Source organism: Arthrobacter sp. NQ7 (genome assembly GCF_029581595.2).
GTDB lineage: Bacteria > Actinomycetota > Actinomycetes > Actinomycetales > Micrococcaceae > Arthrobacter > Arthrobacter phenanthrenivorans_B.
In genome coordinates this window covers 14,187-30,113 of sequence record NZ_JARFXU020000027.1, presented here as the reverse complement: position 1 = coordinate 30,113, position 15,927 = coordinate 14,187, and the positions used below count along the sequence as shown (strand labels likewise).

15 protein-coding genes are annotated in these 15,927 nt (G+C 67.5%); 8 read left to right on the top strand and 7 right to left on the bottom strand.

What is annotated here, in order from left to right; all coding sequences use genetic code 11:
* Nucleotides 1-105: 105 nt before the first annotated feature.
* Nucleotides 106-969, top strand: coding sequence for an SDR family oxidoreductase (locus PUN71_RS20265; protein ID WP_277799847.1), 864 nt, complete (start codon nucleotides 106-108; stop codon nucleotides 967-969).
* A gap of 67 nt (nucleotides 970-1,036) precedes the next feature.
* Here PUN71_RS20265 and PUN71_RS20260 read toward each other — a convergent pair whose 3' ends face one another.
* Complete coding sequence (locus PUN71_RS20260) at nucleotides 1,037-1,672, bottom strand: LysE family translocator (RefSeq protein ID WP_277799846.1); 636 nt, start codon at nucleotides 1,670-1,672, stop codon at nucleotides 1,037-1,039.
* Between the two features lie 49 nt (nucleotides 1,673-1,721).
* Nucleotides 1,722-3,209 carry an amino acid permease gene (locus tag PUN71_RS20255; protein WP_277799845.1) on the bottom strand — a complete coding sequence of 496 codons (1,488 nt, stop codon included), beginning with the start codon at nucleotides 3,207-3,209 and terminating at the stop codon, nucleotides 1,722-1,724.
* Between the two features lie 306 nt (nucleotides 3,210-3,515).
* Here PUN71_RS20255 and PUN71_RS20250 point away from each other — a divergent pair, with 306 nt between their 5' ends.
* The 4 genes from PUN71_RS20250 to PUN71_RS20235 all read left to right on the top strand — a co-directional run bounded on the left by PUN71_RS20250 (nucleotide 3,516) and on the right by PUN71_RS20235 (nucleotide 8,387).
* Nucleotides 3,516-4,373, top strand: coding sequence for an IclR family transcriptional regulator (locus tag PUN71_RS20250; protein WP_043451303.1), 858 nt, complete (start codon nucleotides 3,516-3,518; stop codon nucleotides 4,371-4,373).
* Between the two features lie 195 nt (nucleotides 4,374-4,568).
* Nucleotides 4,569-6,278 (top strand): urocanate hydratase, encoded by a 1,710-nt coding sequence (gene hutU, locus PUN71_RS20245; RefSeq protein WP_277799844.1) that lies wholly within the window; start codon nucleotides 4,569-4,571, stop codon nucleotides 6,276-6,278.
* Between the two features lie 96 nt (nucleotides 6,279-6,374).
* Nucleotides 6,375-7,979, top strand: a complete 1,605-nt coding sequence (gene hutH / locus PUN71_RS20240) for a histidine ammonia-lyase (RefSeq protein WP_043451300.1) — start codon at nucleotides 6,375-6,377, stop codon at nucleotides 7,977-7,979.
* 162 nt (nucleotides 7,980-8,141) lie between these two features.
* Nucleotides 8,142-8,387: a hypothetical protein gene (locus PUN71_RS20235; RefSeq protein WP_043451299.1), complete on the top strand. Its 246-nt coding sequence runs from the start codon at nucleotides 8,142-8,144 to the stop codon at nucleotides 8,385-8,387.
* A 116-nt stretch (nucleotides 8,388-8,503) separates the two neighbouring features.
* On the opposite strand, the gene PUN71_RS20230 is transcribed toward PUN71_RS20235, so the two are convergent.
* On the bottom strand, nucleotides 8,504-8,764 hold the full coding sequence (locus tag PUN71_RS20230; protein ID WP_052260025.1) for a hypothetical protein: 261 nt from the start codon (nucleotides 8,762-8,764) through the stop codon (nucleotides 8,504-8,506).
* Nucleotides 8,765-8,983: 219 nt separating this feature from the next.
* Here PUN71_RS20230 and PUN71_RS20225 point away from each other — a divergent pair, with 219 nt between their 5' ends.
* A complete protein-coding gene (locus tag PUN71_RS20225) occupies nucleotides 8,984-9,883 on the top strand; it encodes a fumarylacetoacetate hydrolase family protein (protein ID WP_277799843.1) in 900 nt (299 codons plus the stop codon).
* Here PUN71_RS20225 and PUN71_RS20220 read toward each other — a convergent pair.
* From PUN71_RS20220 to PUN71_RS20205, 4 genes are read right to left on the bottom strand one after another with little or no spacing between them, the layout of a single operon-like run.
* Nucleotides 9,880-10,272, bottom strand: coding sequence for a universal stress protein (locus PUN71_RS20220; protein ID WP_277799842.1), 393 nt, complete (start codon nucleotides 10,270-10,272; stop codon nucleotides 9,880-9,882). The genes PUN71_RS20225 and PUN71_RS20220 overlap by 4 nt on opposite strands.
* A 39-nt stretch (nucleotides 10,273-10,311) precedes the next feature.
* Nucleotides 10,312-11,850, bottom strand: a complete 1,539-nt coding sequence (locus PUN71_RS20215) for a tripartite tricarboxylate transporter permease (RefSeq protein ID WP_043451293.1) — start codon at nucleotides 11,848-11,850, stop codon at nucleotides 10,312-10,314.
* The gene (locus PUN71_RS20210; protein ID WP_043451292.1) at nucleotides 11,851-12,354 is read right to left on the bottom strand and encodes a tripartite tricarboxylate transporter TctB family protein; all 504 of its coding nucleotides are present in this window, start codon (nucleotides 12,352-12,354) and stop codon (nucleotides 11,851-11,853) included.
* Nucleotides 12,351-13,361 carry a Bug family tripartite tricarboxylate transporter substrate binding protein gene (locus PUN71_RS20205; RefSeq protein WP_277799841.1) on the bottom strand — a complete coding sequence of 337 codons (1,011 nt, stop codon included), beginning with the start codon at nucleotides 13,359-13,361 and terminating at the stop codon, nucleotides 12,351-12,353. The genes PUN71_RS20210 and PUN71_RS20205 overlap by 4 nt, the downstream gene beginning before the upstream one ends.
* A gap of 307 nt (nucleotides 13,362-13,668) precedes the next feature.
* Here PUN71_RS20205 and PUN71_RS20200 point away from each other — a divergent pair, with 307 nt between their 5' ends.
* Together PUN71_RS20200 and PUN71_RS20195 are read left to right on the top strand one after the other, a co-directional pair.
* Nucleotides 13,669-15,249, top strand: coding sequence for a sensor histidine kinase (locus tag PUN71_RS20200; protein ID WP_277799867.1), 1,581 nt, complete (start codon nucleotides 13,669-13,671; stop codon nucleotides 15,247-15,249).
* Nucleotides 15,246-15,914 carry a response regulator gene (locus tag PUN71_RS20195; RefSeq protein ID WP_277799840.1) on the top strand — a complete coding sequence of 223 codons (669 nt, stop codon included), beginning with the start codon at nucleotides 15,246-15,248 and terminating at the stop codon, nucleotides 15,912-15,914. Before PUN71_RS20200 ends, PUN71_RS20195 begins: the two co-directional genes overlap by 4 nt.
* Nucleotides 15,915-15,927: the final 13 nt, after the last annotated feature.

Sequence of the window (15,927 nt, the reverse complement as noted above, 5' to 3'; positions counted from 1 at the left end):
CCTAAAGGTCAGTACCTTACCTCAAAGTGCGTACTAACTATCGGGAAGCATGGTGGCCCGTCCTGGGTTATGCCCGTGACAGAGCAAAAACCGAAAGGAATCATCGTGAGCATTGTTGTTACGGGCGCCACCGGCCAGTTGGGCCGCCATGTCCTGAAAGCCCTCCTGGAGCTGGGCGTCCCCGCGGCGGAGATCGTGGCTGCCGGCCGGTCGGTTGAAAAGCTGGCAGACCTCGCCGCCCAAGGGGTGCAGGTGAAGCAGATGGACTATGCCGACGCCGTCTCCGTGGCCGCAGCGCTCAAAGGCGCCCGGCGGGTGCTGCTGATCTCCGGCAGCGAAGTGGGCAAGCGGGTGGAGCAGCACCGCACCGTGATCGAAGCTGCCAAAGCCGAGGGCGTGGAGCTGCTGGCCTACACCAGCATTGCCAATGCCGATACCACCGGTATGAAGCTGGCGGATGAGCACAAGGCCACCGAGGCGCTGCTGCGGGAGTCCGGTGTTCCTTTTGTCCTGCTGCGCAACGGCTGGTACCTGGAGAATTACACAGAGCAGCTGCCGGGCACCCTGGCCCAGGGCGCACTGGCGGGCAGCGCCGGGGAGGGCAGGGTCAGCGGGGCCGCGCGGTCCGACTACGCCCACGCTGCGGCCGCCGTCCTCGTTGCGGATGGACAGGCCGGCAAAGTCTACGAACTGGGCGGTGACGACGCGTTCAGCATGGCGGACCTCGCGGCTGAAATCAGTGCCGCCACCGGCCGGGACATCAGCTACAACGACCTGCCGGCCAGGGAGTACGCCGGGCTGCTCACCGGGGTGGGCGTGCCGGGCGCTTTCGCGGAGATCCTGGCGGATTCGGACCTCGGCATTGCCCGGGGTGACCTGCTGGTCAGCAGCGGGGACCTTCGCAGGCTGATTGGCCGGCCGACGACGCCCCTCGGCCAGGCGGTTCGGTCAGCCGCTGCCGGGGCCTGACAGGACGGACTTCAGGAGGTGCCCGGTCCCTCGGGGTCCGGGCACCTCCTGTTGTGCAGCCGCTGTTTCAGGATTTCGATCCCGCCAGCGCCAGGGTTCCGCCGAGGCCGATCATCATGGCCCCACCCACGGCCTCCACCGCCGGGACGCGCCGGGGCGAACGGACGAACCACAGCCGGGCCCACCCCGCCGCGATGGCCCACAGGCTGTCCGAGACCAGCGCGATCAGCAGGAAGACCGCGCCGAGCAGGGCCAGCTGGAACGGAATGTTGCCGGCGTGGTAGTCGACGAACTGGGGCAGGATTGCCACGAAGAACACCACCGACTTGGGGTTGGTGGCGCCCACCAGCGCCCCCTGCCGGACCAAAGTCCAGCGGCTGGAGGGCGGAGCCGGCGCGGGCTGGCGGGCAGCATGCCCCCGTCGGAGGATGGTCCGGATCCCCAGGGAGACCAGGTAGGCGGCACCTGCAAACTTCACGATGCTGAACAGGACCACGGATTCAGCCACCACCACGCCCACGCCGAGGGCCACGGCGATGACCTGGACCAACTGGCCGGTCGCATTTCCGAGGACCGTGAGGACGCCGCCCCGCCACCCCAGCGCAAGGGAACGCCCAATGACGAACAGCACGCTGGGGCCGGGGACGGCGATCAGGACGACGGATGCCACGGCGAATGCCACCAGGCTGGACACGGGAACCATGGCTGATTTTAGCCCCGCGAACTGGTGTCCGGCGCCGGGTGTTTTCGGCCTAGCTGCCCGGGCCGGGGGCGACCACGGGCAGCGGCGAGGTTTCATCCTCAAGGTGGGCCCGCCGTCGTCCATCACCCTTGACCCACAGGCGGTACGCCAGGACCAGCAGGCCCAGCCACACCGCCCCGACGTACAGGGCGATCCGGGTGTCCTCGAAGGCGCCGAGGACCGCGATCACCAGCGCCATGAAGGCGATGGTGAGGACGGACGCTGCCGGCCACCACGGAGACGGGAATTCCGACGCCGGCAGGCCCTTGCGCGCGATTTCGCGCTTCATTGCCACGTGGGAGGCCAGGATCATGACCCACACCCAGACCGTGGCAAAGGTGGCGATCGAGGCAATCACCAGGAACACGTCCTCCGGAATCACCGCGTTGAGGACCACGCCCACCAGCAGGATTCCGGCCATCATCACCACGGTCATCCACGGAACCCCGTGCCGGGAAACCTTGCCGAACGCGGCGGGGGCGTGGCCCTGGTTGGACAGCCCGAAGAGGATGCGGCCCGCACCGAAGATGTCGCTGTTGATGGCGGAGAGTGCGGCCGTGATCACCACGGCGTTCAGGATGTGCGGTGCGGCCGGGATGCCGAGGCTGCTGAAGATCTGCACGAACGGGCTGCCGTTGCTGCCCACCTCGTTCCAGGGGAAGAGGCTCATGAGCACGCCCAGGGTCAGGACATAGAACAGCAGGACGCGGACGGGGACAGTGTTGACGGCTTTGGGGATGACCTTCTTGGGGTCTGCGGCTTCGCCAGCCGTGATGCCCAGGGTTTCGATCCCGCCGAAGGCAAACATCACCACGGCAAAGGAGGCCAGGAGGCCTTCGAACCCGTTGGGGAACAGGCCGCCGTGCTCCACCAGGTTGCCCAGTCCGGGCGCCACGCTTGAATCGCCGGCCTGGAAGCCGAAGGCAATGATGGCTGCGCCGCCGGCGATCATGGCGATGATGGCCGCGACCTTGATCAGCGAGAACCAGAACTCCAGCTCGCCGAAGACCTTGACGCTCAGGAGGTTCAGCGCGGCCAGGAAACAGATCACGGCGAGGACCCAGATCCAGCGGTCCACCTGGGGGAACCAGAAGCCCATGTAGATACTGAAGGCAGTGACATCGGCAATGGCCACGATGGCCATCTCGAACACGTACGTCCATCCGGTCACGAAGCCGGCCAGGGGGCCGAGGTAGCGGCCCGCGTATTGGCTGAAGGAACCGGAGACCGGATGCCGCACTGCCATCTCGCCGAGGGCCCGCATGACCATGAACACCGCGGCGCCGCCGATGATGTAAGCCAGCAGGACGGCGGGGCCAGCCTTCTGGATCGCGGACGCGGAGCCATAGAAGAGGCCCGTGCCGATCGCGGAGCCCAGTGCCATGAAGCGGATGTGCCGCACGTTCAGGCCGCGGTCGAGGACGCGTCCGACGGCGTCGGCCGGCTTCTGCCGGTCCGCCGGACTGTCGGTCCGGGTGGGGGTTGGAGCTGGTTGCATGGAAATACCTTCTCGTCATTGGGAGGGGAGCCGCTAACCAGCAGACCATTTTCCACGGCACCGTGATGAGGCTCACGGCGCCTTGGTGTCTTTCATCTCAGACTGTCTGCGACATGGCACTTAGCGGCAATGGGGGGCGGAACATTGCGGCTGACCGCTATCTCGCCGAGGGGCGGCCCACAGGACGGCCGTGAGTCTGGGATTCGAGACACTGTGGGACTGGGGGAGCAGCGATTGTGGGCGTCGGGGGCGCAAGCTTAAGTACGGGATTCCGGACAGAGCTAACCAGAAAGACCCTTCGAACCCATGAGCACTGCACTAAGCGCCGAAACGCGCGGCACCGATCCAGCAGGTGCCGAACCCCGGACGCCCCGCGCATCCGTCAAGGCGTCGTCAAAAGTTCCTGCCGCTGAGAACACCCTGCGCATCCTCAAGCTGCTGGCCTCCCGCAGGGGGCCGATGGCCGCCTCCCAGATCGCCTCCAGCCTGGACCTGCCCCGGTCCAGCGTCTACCACCTGCTGGGCGTCATGGAGGCCAATGGATTCGTCCTCCATCTGCACGAGGAACAGCGCTACGGGCTGGGCATCAGCGCCTTCGAACTCAGTTCCGCCTACTCGCGGCAGGAACCGCTGTCCCGGCTGGGCCGGCCGCTGCTTGCCTCGCTCGTGGACGCAATTGGGGAGAGTGCCCACCTTGCCGTCCTCCACGGCCGCGATGTCCTGTATATCGTCGAGGAGCGGGCCAAGAACCGCCCCTCCCTGGTAACCGACGTCGGAGTCCGGCTTCCCAGCCACCTCACCGCCAGCGGCCGCGCCATCCTGGCCGCCCTGCCCAAGTCCCAGGTGCGGGCGCTGTACCCGAACGCCGCCGCCTTCACGGCCCGGCACGAGGTGGAAGGCGCGATCATGAAGTACTCGGCGCTGTCCTCGCACCTGGACCAGGTGCGCCAGCGTGGGTACGCCACCGAACACGGCGAGGTGACGCCGGGCTTTGGTTCCATCGCCGCCGCTGTGACCGACCACCTGGGCTGGCCCACTGCCGCCGTCGCAGTCACTTTCCTCGAGGACAAGCTGCCCTCGGAGGAGTGGCCTGTGCTGGCTGCCCGCGTCCAGAAGGTGGCTGACGAACTCTCCGTCCGCATCCACGGGCGGCCGGTCAAATAACCATCGTTGCCCGACCACTTACGGCTGCTAAAACCCTGGAATGGGAGCCGTAAGTGATAGAGCAACCTGGCAAGCCGGGCGCGTCTGGAATACCGGACACCACCCCGCCAAAAGCCCTGTGAAGCCCGTCCGCCAAGGGCTTTAGTTGATACAGAACTTCTTTCCTCCAACAGACACCACACGAAGGAGCCCATCATGGCACCCGCCGATTTCACCACCGGTGCCCGCCCGGTCAAAGCAGCCCGCGGCACCGAGCTCACCGCCAAGTCCTGGCAGACCGAAGCGCCGCTGCGCATGCTGATGAACAACCTGGACCCCGAGGTCGCCGAACGCCCGGATGACCTGGTGGTCTACGGCGGCACCGGCCGCGCCGTCCGCTCCTGGGCCGCGTTCGACGCCATCACCAGCACCCTGGAAACCATGGAAAAGGATGAGACGCTGCTGGTCCAGTCCGGCAAGCCGGTCGGCATCTTCCGCACCAACGAATGGGCGCCCCGGGTACTGCTGGCCAACTCCAACCTGGTTGGCGACTGGGCGAACTGGCCCGAATTCCGCCGCCTGGAGGCCGAGGGCCTGATGATGTACGGCCAGATGACCGCCGGCTCCTGGATCTACATCGGCACCCAGGGCATCCTGCAGGGTACCTTCGAAACCTTCGCCGCCATCGCCCGCAAGCTCACGGGCGACGAGAACGGCACCCTCGCCGGCACACTGACCCTGACCGGCGGCTGCGGCGGCATGGGCGGCGCCCAGCCGCTCGCCGTCACCCTGAACGATGGCGCCTGCCTGATTGTCGACGTCGACGAGACCCGCCTGCGCCGCCGCGCCGGCAAGCGCTACCTGGACGAGGTGGAAACCGACCTCGACGCCGCCATCGCCAAGGTGCTCAAGGCCAAGGAAGAGCGCCGCGGCTGGTCCGTGGGCTACGTGGGCAACGCGGCCGAAGTCTTCCCCGAGATCCTCCGCCGCCACAAGGCCGGCGAACTCACCGTGGACATCGTCACCGATCAGACCTCCGCGCACGATCCGCTGTCCTACCTGCCCGAGGGCATCTCGGTGGACGAGTGGCACCGTGAAGCCGAGGCGGACCCGGAAGGCTTCACCAAGAAGTCGCAGGCCTCCATGGCCCGCCACGTCCAGGCCATGGTGGAATTCCAGGACGCCGGCGCCGAAGTCTTCGATTACGGCAACTCCATCCGCGACGAGGCCCGCAAGGGCGGCTACGAACGCGCCTTCGAGTTCCCCGGCTTCGTCCCGGCCTACATCCGCCCGCTCTTCTGCGAAGGCCTGGGCCCGTTCCGGTGGGTGGCCCTGTCCGGCGACCCCGAAGACATCCGCGTCACCGACGAAGCGATCAAGGAACTGTTCCCCGAGAACAAGCACCTGCACCGGTGGATCGACGCCGCTCAGGAGCGCGTCGAGTTCGAGGGCCTGCCCGCCCGCATCTGCTGGCTGGGCTACGGCGAACGTGCCAAGGCCGGGCTGCTCTTCAACCAGCTGGTCAAGGAGGGCAAGGTCAAGGCCCCGATCGTGATCGGCCGTGACCACCTGGACTCGGGCTCCGTCGCCTCCCCGTACCGTGAAACCGAAGCCATGGCGGACGGCTCCGACGCCATCGCCGACTGGCCGTTGCTGAACGCCCTGCTCAACACTGCCTCCGGCGCCACCTGGGTATCCCTGCACCACGGCGGCGGCGTGGGCATCGGCCGCTCCATCCACGCCGGCCAGGTCTCCGTCGCCGACGGCACCGATCTCGCCGCCCAGAAGCTCGAACGCCTGCTGACCAACGACCCCGGCATGGGCGTTATCCGCCACGCCGACGCCGGCTACGACCGTGCCCTTGAGGTCGCGAAGGAACGCGGCGTCCGCATCCCCATGCAAGAGAACCCCGCCCAGGCCCGCTAACCCAGGCTCCCCACATCGATTGCTCCGTACTTGTCGTTTAGAACCCTGAAAACGACAAGTACGGAGCAGTCGATGGGAATACAGCAAGGAACTTCCATGACTCTCGTAACCCACGAAACAACCCACGAACCGCTGACCGTCACCCTCGGCTCCGTCGGCGTCACTGCGGAGGACGTGCTCGCCGTCGCACGACACGGCGCCACCGTGGCCATCGCTCCGGACGCCCTGGAAACCGTCGCCAAGGTCCGGGCCCATATCGATGACCTTGCCGCCAGCGACACCCCCGCCTACGGCATCTCCACCGGCTTCGGTGCCCTGGCCAACCGCCATATCCCCAACGAACTGCGCACCCAGCTGCAGAAGTCCCTGATCCGCAGCCACGCCGCCGGGATGGGGCCGGCCGTGGAGCGGGAAGTGGTGCGCGGCATCATGTTCCTGCGCGCCAAGACCCTGGCCTCCGGCCGCACCGGCGTCCGCCCCGTGGTCCTGCAGACCATGGTGGATGTCCTCAACGCCGGCATCACCCCGGTGGTCCGCGAGTTCGGGTCGCTGGGCTGCTCGGGTGACCTTGCCCCCTTGTCGCACTGCGCCCTGGTCCTGATGGGCGAGGGAGAGGCGGAAGGGCCCGACGGCGTCACATACGGCGGGCGGGGAGAGCGGCCTGTCGCCGAGCTGCTGGCAGCGCACGGCATCGAGCCGGTCATCCTCGCTGAGAAGGAAGGGCTTGCGCTGGTCAACGGCACGGAGGGCATGCTGGGCATGCTCCTGATGGCCATTGCCGACCTCCGCCAGCTGCTGGCGACGGCGGACATCACCGCCGCGCTCAGCGTCGAGGCACTGCTGGGAACGGACCAGGTGTTCCTCCCCGAACTGCACGCCGCACTTCGTCCCCACCCCGGCCAGGCGGCCAGTGCCGACAACATGCTGCGCGTGCTGTCCGATTCACCCATTGTCGCGTCGCACCGGGTAGGGGATTCCCGGGTCCAGGATGCGTACTCGCTGCGCTGCGCCCCGCAGGTTGCCGGCGCGGTCCGAGACACCGTTGACCACGCCGAGCTGGTGGCGACCCGGGAATTGGCGGCCGCCATCGACAACCCGGTGGTCCTGCCCGACGGCCGCGTCAGCTCCAACGGCAACTTCCACGGCGCTCCGGTGGCGTATGTCCTGGACTACCTGGCCATCGCCGTCGCCGACCTCAGCTCCATCGCCGAACGCCGGACCGACCGGATGCTGGACCCCGCCCGTTCCCACGGCCTGCCCGCGTTCCTGGCAGCAGACCCCGGGGTGGACTCCGGCCTGATGATCGCCCAGTACACCCAGGCCGGCCTGGTGTCGGACAACAAGCGGCTCGCCGTTCCCGCGTCCGTTGACTCGATTCCCAGCTCGGCCATGCAGGAGGACCATGTGTCCATGGGCTGGCACGCTGCGCGGAAGCTGCGCAAGGCGGTGGAGAACCTCCGCCGGGTCCTGGCCATCGAACTGGTGACCTCGGCTCGGGCCCTGGACATCCGCACCCAGCTCTCAGGCGGCGCGCTGACGCCCGGCCCGGCCGGTGCCGCCGTCGTGGCTGCCCTCCGCGGTGTGGTGGACGGGCCGGGGACGGACCGTTTCCTGTCTCCGGAACTGGAAGCGGCGGACCGGCTGGTTGCCTCCGGTGACGTGCGCCGGGCGGCGGAATCCGCCGTCGGGCCCCTCGCCTGACACCGAAGAATCTTCAGTTCCCGCGGTTCTTCCGTCCAAAGGACGGAATTTCCGGCGCCGCGGCCCACCGCGGCGCCGGGACTGTAGTAGAACTGAAGATGTAGTGAAAGTCACATCAAAGAAGCTGTGGCGGCAGAACGATACAAAGGGGTAGAAGTTCAAATGAAAGCACGTGGGGCAGTCCTGTCGAGGCGCAATGCCCATTCCGCTGCGGTGTCCAACTGGAAAGCCCTCCAGGCCGGGGACCGCGTCGAGATCATCAAGCATGCGCATGTGGTGGCTGCCGGGGAGGTGGAAGAGGTGTCCCAGAGCGGGAACGTCCTGTGGCTGGTTCCGGCCGGTCCGTCAGGCCCCGCCGAGAAGCAGCTCTTCCTGAAGTCCGACGGCGTTCAGGTCCGCCGCGCCTAGGAGCCCTGCTGCGGCAACACAAAACCCCGCATTGCCTCTATGGCGTGCGGGGTTTTCTGTTGGCGGCGCCGGCTGTTGCCGCGTCCAAGGGCGGACGGCTGGCCGGCCGGTGGCGGTCAGGCGGCGATGGACTCGTAGGTCTCGCCGAACGGTACCGATTCATCCAGGGCTACCGTGTAGCGTCCCGGGTGCAGCCTGGTGACCAGGATGCCGCAGGTGGCGTCTTTTGCTGCCACCGCGATCAGTTCTGCGACCGCCCCTTCCAGTCCCGCGTGGACCTCGCTGGCGCTGGAGAACTCAAGGTCGATGGACCGCGGGGACGGCCCCTCGGTGGCCCCGGCAGCGGCGGGGATCCGCTCCAAAGTGGCTGTAGTCATGTACTGAACTTTCTGTGTTTCGTGCCAGGATGGCTCCGTTATTCTACCGACTGCTCCTGCCGGATGTCAGATGACTGCCCTATTTGCGGGCTTGGCGGGCAGTCACAAACCGTCCGTTCGCGGCTCCGCAGGGAATCGACCACCATGGAAGGGGCCCCCGGGCCCGCGCCCGCCCCTTGGTCGTGCGGCCCCCTTAGTAGAGCTGGAGGAGTATTCGGTATGAAGATCATGCGCCTGGGCGAACCCGGCAGGGAGCAGCCGGCCGTGCTGGTTGATGCGGCAGGGGGTGCATCCCGCTGCTTCAGCCTGCTGCCCCTGACCAATGACATTGACGGCCGGTTCCTTGCCGCGGGCGGCCTGGCGAAGGTCCGGGAGGCCCTGGCGATAGGGGCGTTGCCGCTGCTGGAGGAGGCCGCGGGACTGCGTGTAGGTCCGCCGGTGGCCAGGCCCGGCACCGTGGTGGGCATCGGAATGAACTATGCCGCACATGCGGCGGAATCCGGCGCCGAGCCGCCCACCATTCCGGTGGTCTTCCTCAAACCGAGCAATACGGTCACCGGTCCGTATGACCCCGCTCCGCTCCCGCCGCGGTCCACCCGGTACGACTGGGAAGTGGAACTGGGCATCGTGATCGGCCGGGAGGCCAGCTACCTGGATTCCGTTGGCGACGCCGCGGCCTGCATCGCCGGATACGTCACGGCGAACGATCTCTCCGAGCGTGAATACCAGTTGCCTGGTGCTGCGGGCCAGTGGACCAAGGGGAAGTCGCTCCCGGGGTCAACGCCGCTGGGCCCGTGGCTGGTTCCGGCGCAGGATATCGACGGCGGCGCCCTTCCGCTGCGCAGCTGGGTCAACGGTGAACCGCGCCAGGATTCGTCGTCGTCCGAACTCATCTTTGATGCGCCCACACTGGTCCACCACTGCAGCCAATACATGCGGCTGGAACCGGGCGACGTGATCCTCACCGGCACTCCGCAGGGTGTGGCCCTCAGCGGCCGGTTCCCCTACCTCCAGCCGGGCGACGTGGTGGAGGTGGAGGTGGAAGGCCTGGGCCGCCAGCGCCAGGAACTGTTCCGGGCGCCGGCGGCCGCTGCAGCGTCAGGCACTCCCCGCGCCTAGCCGGCCTTTACTGCCAGCACCGGGCAGTCCGCCTCCAGCAGGATGCGCTGGGACGTGCTGCCCATGATGAGCTTGCCCACCGGGGTGCGGCGGCGCAGGCCGATCACGATCAGGTCGGCGTTGTGCTCCTCGGCAGCGTCCAGGACCTCCGCGGCGGCGTCGTGGCCGCGGACCGGGCGCTTGATCTGGTACTGGATGCCCTGGCCTGGCAGCCGCTGCTCGATGTCCTGGATTTCACCCTCCGGCGCAAACCTGCTGTCCACGGCGGCTTCGCCCTTGGAGGAGTTGATCAATACCAGGGTGCTGTTGCTCCTCCGTGCTTCAGCGATGGCCTGCGTCAGGGCAGCTTCGCCCTCGGGGGTCGGGACGTATCCCACAACGACGGTCATGTTGTTTCCTGTTCTGCTGGAGATGAGTGGGGCGGCTGTTCAGTCACTGTAGTCCGCCGCGCCGGAATTGGCCGGAACCAGCGGCTTGCGCTCCGGACGGTTCCGGCGGAACAGCCTGTAGGCAAAGGGCCAGAGCAGGATGAGGCCAATGATGACGTAAATGCCGACGGCGATCGGCTCGCCCAGGAGCCCGGCCGGGTCGCCCGCGCTCAGCTGGAGGGTCTTGCGGAGCTGGCCCTCGATCCGCGGTCCCAGGATGACGCCGAGGATCAACGGCAGCACGGGGAGTCCGAAGCGCCGCATCATGAACCCGAGCGCGCCGAGGATCAGCAGGATCACCAGGTCGAACGCCTGCAGGTTCACCGAGTAGGCGCCCAGCGTCGCGAAGAACAGGATGCCGGCGTACAGGTAGGGCCGGGGCAGCTGCAGCAGCTTGGCCCACAGGGGCGCCAGCGGCAGGTTGATGATCAGGAGCAGGAAGTTGCCGATGAACAGGCTGGCAATCAGCGCCCACACCAGGGGCCCCTGGCTCTCGAAGAGCTGCGGACCCGGCTGGATGCCGTACGAGGTGAAGGCGGCAAGCATCACGGCCGCGGTGGCGTTGGTGGGCAGTCCCAGGGCCAGCATCGGGGTCAGCGTGCCGGCGGCCGCAGCGTTGTTGGCTGCTTCCGGACCGGCCACGCCTTCGATGGCGCCCTTGCCGAACTCTTCGGGGTGCTTGCTGAGGCGCTTTTCCGTCACATAGGAGAGGAACGTGGGGATCTCGGCTCCACCGGCGGGCAGCGCGCCAAACGGAAAGCCGAAGGCCGTGCCGCGCAGCCACGGCTTCCAGGAGCGCTTCCAGTCGGACTTGCCCATCCAGGGCTGGCCCACGGGGATGGCATGCAGGGGAGTGCGGCGCAGGTGTGCTGCAACCCAGAGTGCTTCGCCCACCGCGAAGATGGCCACGGCCACCACGACGATGTCCAGGCCGTCCGCCAGGAGCGGCTGGCCGAAGGTGAGGCGGCGCTGGCCGGTGACCGAGTCCATGCCCACCAGGCCAATCGCCAGGCCGAGGCCCAGGGACGCGAAACCGCGCAACCGGGAGGACCCCAGCACTGCGGTCACGGCCAGCAGGGCAAGGACCATGATGGCGAAGTAGCTGGGCGCGCCGAGGCTGACGGCGAACTTCACGACGATCGGTGCGCAGACGGCCAGCAGCGCCGTGCCGATGGTGCCGGCGACGAAGGAGCCGATGGCCGCCGTCGCAAGCGCCTGCGCCGCCCGCCCCGCCTTGGCCATCTTGTTGCCCTCAATGGCGGTGACCACCGAGGACGATTCACCGGGGGTGTTCAGGAGGATGGACGTGGTGGAGCCGCCGTACATGCCGCCGTAGTAGATGCCGGCGAACATGATGAAGGCGCTGGTGGGTTCCAGGGCATAGGTGACGGGAAGCAGCAGGGCGACCGTCATGGCCGGGCCAAGGCCGGGCAGGACGCCGACGGCGGTGCCCAGGATGACGCCGATCACGGCGTAGAGGAAATTCATGGGGGTGAGGGCGGTGGCGAAGCCGTCCATCAGGGAGGACCAGACGTCCATTTAGAGGATTCCTTCCAGGAGGCCGGCCGGCAGTGCGATGCCCAGGCCGAGGTAGAAGCCGTAGAAGGTCAGCAGGGACAGGGCGACGGAGATCAGGCCGTCCCGGACGTAGCGGCGGCTGCCGAGAGCCAGGACGCTTCCCCAGAACAGGACGGTTCCGGAGATCACCCAGCCGGCCCAGTCGATCAGCAGGATGTTCAGGATGAAGGCCCCGGCCAGTGGCAGGACGGTCTTCCAGTCGGCGGGGTGCGTGAGGTCAACGTCCTCGCCGCCTTCAGCTTCACCCTTGCCGCCGCGCAGCACGTTGATGGCCAGCAGTACGGCGCAGACCACGAGCATTCCGGCCACGATGAACGGAACGGTTTTGGGTCCGACCGGATCGGACTTCGAATACGGGGTTGCCAGGCCGTTGGCGTCCAGGAAGACCATGACGCCGGCCGCCCCGAGCAGGAGTGCAACTCCCAGCTCGGAGCGGCCTTTGAGACCTGTGGTCAGGGAGGTCACGCCAGCCCAAGCTTGGTGAGGACATCCGCCACGCGCTTGTCCTGCTCGGTCAGAAAGGACTTGAACTGGTCACCGGTGATGAAGGCATCGGTCCAGCTGTGGGTCTTCAGCGCTTCCTTCCAGCCGTCCGTGCCGTGCATCTTTTCCAGTGCCGCGATCAGGGCAGTCTTGTCCTTGTCGCTGATGCCCGGAGGGGCCACAACGCCGCGCCAGTTGGTGAAGACCAGGTCGATGTTGGATTCCTTCAGCGTGGGTGCATCCACGCCGTCCAGGCGCTTCTCGCCGCTGGTGGCCAGCACGCGGACCTCACCGGATTCGATCTGCTTCAGGTACTCGCCGGCACCGGAGGCGGCAAAACCGAGCTTGTTGCCGAGGATTGCGGGCAGGAGGTCGCCGCCGCCGTCGTAGGCAACGTAGTTGACCTTGGTGGCGTCGATGCCCACGGCGCCTGCCAGCTGCATGGGCAGCAGGTGGTCCGGGCCGCCGGGGGAGGAGCCGCCGCCTACGGCGATGGAGCCCGGATCGGCCTTCCACGCCTTCACCAGGTCATCGATGGTCTTGTACGGGGAGTCCTTGCTGACCATGATGGCGCCGGGCTCCTCGATGAGGCGGGCCAAGGGGGTGGTGTCGGTCAGCTTCGATTCTGACTTGTTGGTGTAGCTGGCACCCACGACGCCCAGGCCCATCAGCATGGCGAGGTCGCCGTTGCCTTTTTCATTGACCACGCGGGCCAGGCCCACCGTGCCGCCGGCACCTGCGAGGTTGAAGACCTCGGTGTTGGTGGAGATCTTCTCGTCGTCGAGGACCTTCGCAGCGGCGCGGGCGGTGGTGTCGTAGCCGCCGCCCGGGGTGTTGGGGACCATGATCTGCAGGCCGGTGATGGGTCCGGCAGCAGCGCCGGAGCTTTCCGAACCCGTGGAGCTCTTGCCGGTGGCACCGCAGCCGGTGGCCATCAGGGCGATGCCGGCGGCGACGGCGGCAACTCGCAATGCGCGGATCTGGCGCATGTGTTCCTCTTCTCTCAAAAACAAATCCGACCAGCACCGGCTGACGTGTGGTTCCGGTGCCTTGTGGTTCCGATGCTAGGGGCGGCCGTGACGGCGATCACGCTTGTGTACGCAGAGAAAGTTGTGTTCATTGCGTTCACGTTTCGAAAACCCCACAACGGCCCCGCTGAAGGCTTTGGGATATAGTTCCCCGTACCACCCCGGCCTTGCGTCCCATCATTGTGCGCGCAGTGGCAGCCGGCCAAAACCGCCGCAGCCCGGCCTGCACCCCAACACCAGGAAGACCATCGTGACTCGACGACGAGGAATGTCCCTTGCGGGGCAGTACCTTCTGCTGCAGTTGCTCATCGTCCTGGCCGTCCTGGTGGGCGTGGTGGCCATCTCGCTGGCCCAGTCCGCAGCGGCCTTCGAACGCACGGAGGGCCGCCGTGCCCTCTCCGCGGCGGAGGCCCTGGGCGGCAATCCCGTGGTGCGCGAACTCCTGCCGGATGCTGAACCGCGCGGCGGGGCGGTGCTGCCGTCCGTGGCCGAGTCCGTGAGGATCGTCTCCGGCTCATCGCGGGTGGCGCTGGCGAGGGTGGACCGGACCGTGGTGGCGTCGTCGGATCCCAGCATGGTGGGCGAGCCGCTGGAGCTCGGGCCCAGCAGGGTGATGGAAGGCCGGGCCTGGACGGGGGTGGTGGGCGGCACTCCGGCCCCGCTCCTGTCCGCCCATGTTCCCGTCCTTGACGACACCGGACGCATGATCGGGATCGCCTCCATCAGCCGGAACTACCCCACCGTGCTGGAGCGGCTCGGCGACGCCGTCCCCAACCTCCTCACCTACCTGGGCGTCGCCAGCGTGCTGGGGATCGCCGGCTCCCTGCTGCTCTCGCGCCGGGTCAAGCGGCAGACCCTGGGCATGGAACCCAGCGAAATCACCAGCCTGGTGGAGAACCGGGAAGCCATGCTGCACGGACTCAAGGAGGGCGTGGTTGCACTGGACCTGCATGACTGCATCACGGTGGCCAACCACAGTGCCCGCGCCCTGCTGGGCCTGCCGCCTGACTGTGTGGGCAAGCGCGTGGCGGGCCTCGCCGTCGAGCCCGCCCTGAAGCAGGTCCTCACGCGCGATCAGCCCGGACCGGACCAGCTGGTGCTGGTGGGCGACAGGCTGGTGGTGATGAACCGGGTGCCGATCCAGTCCCGCGGCAAGGTCATCGGCTCGGTGACCACCCTCCGCGACCGCACCGAACTTTCAGAGCTCGAGCAGGAACTGGGCACCACCCGCACCGCCACGGACACCCTCCGCGCCCAGGCGCATGAGTTCGCCAACCAGCTGCACGTCATCTCCGGCCTGATCCAGATCGGCGAATACGATTCCGTGGTCCAGTTCGTCAACGGCGCCACCGTGGACAGGACACGGCTCAACGATGAGGTGACCGGCCGGATCAAGGACCCCGCGCTCGCCGCCCTGCTGATCGCCAAGTCGAGCCTCGCCACGGAACGGGGTGCGGCCCTGCAGCTGGACCCGGCCTCCGTGCTGGACAGGGTTGATGACGGGCTGTCCCGGGACCTCACCACCGTGGTGGGGAACCTGGTGGACAACGCGTTCGACGCCGTCACGGGGCTTCCGCAGGCAGCCGTCAGCGTGCTGGTGGAGGGCAAGGCGGGGGACGACGTTGTGGTGACGGTCCGCGACAACGGCCCAGGCGTCCCCGGCGGCTCCACCGACCACATCTTCCGCCAGGGATTCACCACCAAGGAACCGGGGCCGGCGGGCAGCCGCGGCTTTGGGCTGGCGCTGTCCCGGGTGGTCTGCCGCCGCAGTGGCGGGGATCTGGCGGTGGCCAACGATAATGGGGCTGTCTTTACCGCCGTGCTGAAACGAGGGAGTGCCCAGCCATGATCAAGGTCCTGATCGTCGACGACGACTTCATGGTGGCCAAGGTGCATGCCGGCTTCATCCAGCGCACACCGGGCTTTTCCGTGGTGGGCGCGGCGCATACCGGCGCGCAGGCGGTGGCCGAAACGGAACGGCTTCAGCCGGACCTGGTCCTGCTGGACATCCACCTGCCGGACATCAACGGCCTGGACCTGATGCAGCGGCTGCGGGCGGTGGCGCCGGAACTGGACGTGCTGGTGATCAGTGCCGCCCGCGAGGTGGAGACCGTGCGGAGGGCGCTCCGGGGCGGCATTGTCCACTACCTGATCAAGCCCTTTTCGCAGACGGACCTGCAGGAACGGCTGGAACACTACCGCAGTGCCTACCAGGGCCTGGATGCCGCCAAGGACGTGGCGGAGCAATCGGACGTGAACCGGGTCTTCGGCCTGGACCGTTCGGAGCGGCCGCTGCCCAAGGGCTGCAGCATCGAAACCCTGAGGCTGGTGGAGGCGGCGCTCAGTGCTGCTCCGGGCGATGTGTCCGCGGCCGAAGTCGCGGAGGCACTGGGTACCTCCCGCGTCAGTGCCCGCCGCTACCTCGAGTACCTGCACGACGAAGGGACACTGGATGTGCGGCTCAAGTACGGGGTGGGCCGGCCAGAACGGCGGTACGTGCTGAAGGGTGCGTAAGGCTCTTCAGCAG

What these genes read in the sequence shown, in the direction of transcription:
- PUN71_RS20260 (WP_277799846.1), bottom strand. Translation starts at nt 1,672, where the DNA reads ATGGTTCCCGTGTCCAGCCTGGTGGCATTCGCCGTGGCATCCGTCGTC.
- PUN71_RS20255 (WP_277799845.1), bottom strand. Translation starts at nt 3,209, where the DNA reads ATGCAACCAGCTCCAACCCCCACCCGGACCGACAGTCCGGCGGACCGG.
- PUN71_RS20250 (WP_043451303.1), top strand. Translation starts at nt 3,516, where the DNA reads ATGAGCACTGCACTAAGCGCCGAAACGCGCGGCACCGATCCAGCAGGT.
- hutU (WP_277799844.1), top strand. Translation starts at nt 4,569, where the DNA reads ATGGCACCCGCCGATTTCACCACCGGTGCCCGCCCGGTCAAAGCAGCC.
- hutH (WP_043451300.1), top strand. Translation starts at nt 6,375, where the DNA reads ATGACTCTCGTAACCCACGAAACAACCCACGAACCGCTGACCGTCACC.
- PUN71_RS20235 (WP_043451299.1), top strand. Translation starts at nt 8,142, where the DNA reads ATGAAAGCACGTGGGGCAGTCCTGTCGAGGCGCAATGCCCATTCCGCT.
- PUN71_RS20230 (WP_052260025.1), bottom strand. Translation starts at nt 8,764, where the DNA reads ATGACTACAGCCACTTTGGAGCGGATCCCCGCCGCTGCCGGGGCCACC.
- PUN71_RS20225 (WP_277799843.1), top strand. Translation starts at nt 8,984, where the DNA reads ATGAAGATCATGCGCCTGGGCGAACCCGGCAGGGAGCAGCCGGCCGTG.
- PUN71_RS20220 (WP_277799842.1), bottom strand. Translation starts at nt 10,272, where the DNA reads ATGACCGTCGTTGTGGGATACGTCCCGACCCCCGAGGGCGAAGCTGCC.
- PUN71_RS20215 (WP_043451293.1), bottom strand. Translation starts at nt 11,850, where the DNA reads ATGGACGTCTGGTCCTCCCTGATGGACGGCTTCGCCACCGCCCTCACC.
- PUN71_RS20205 (WP_277799841.1), bottom strand. Translation starts at nt 13,361, where the DNA reads ATGCGCCAGATCCGCGCATTGCGAGTTGCCGCCGTCGCCGCCGGCATC.
- PUN71_RS20200 (WP_277799867.1), top strand. Translation starts at nt 13,669, where the DNA reads ATGTCCCTTGCGGGGCAGTACCTTCTGCTGCAGTTGCTCATCGTCCTG.
- PUN71_RS20195 (WP_277799840.1), top strand. Translation starts at nt 15,246, where the DNA reads ATGATCAAGGTCCTGATCGTCGACGACGACTTCATGGTGGCCAAGGTG.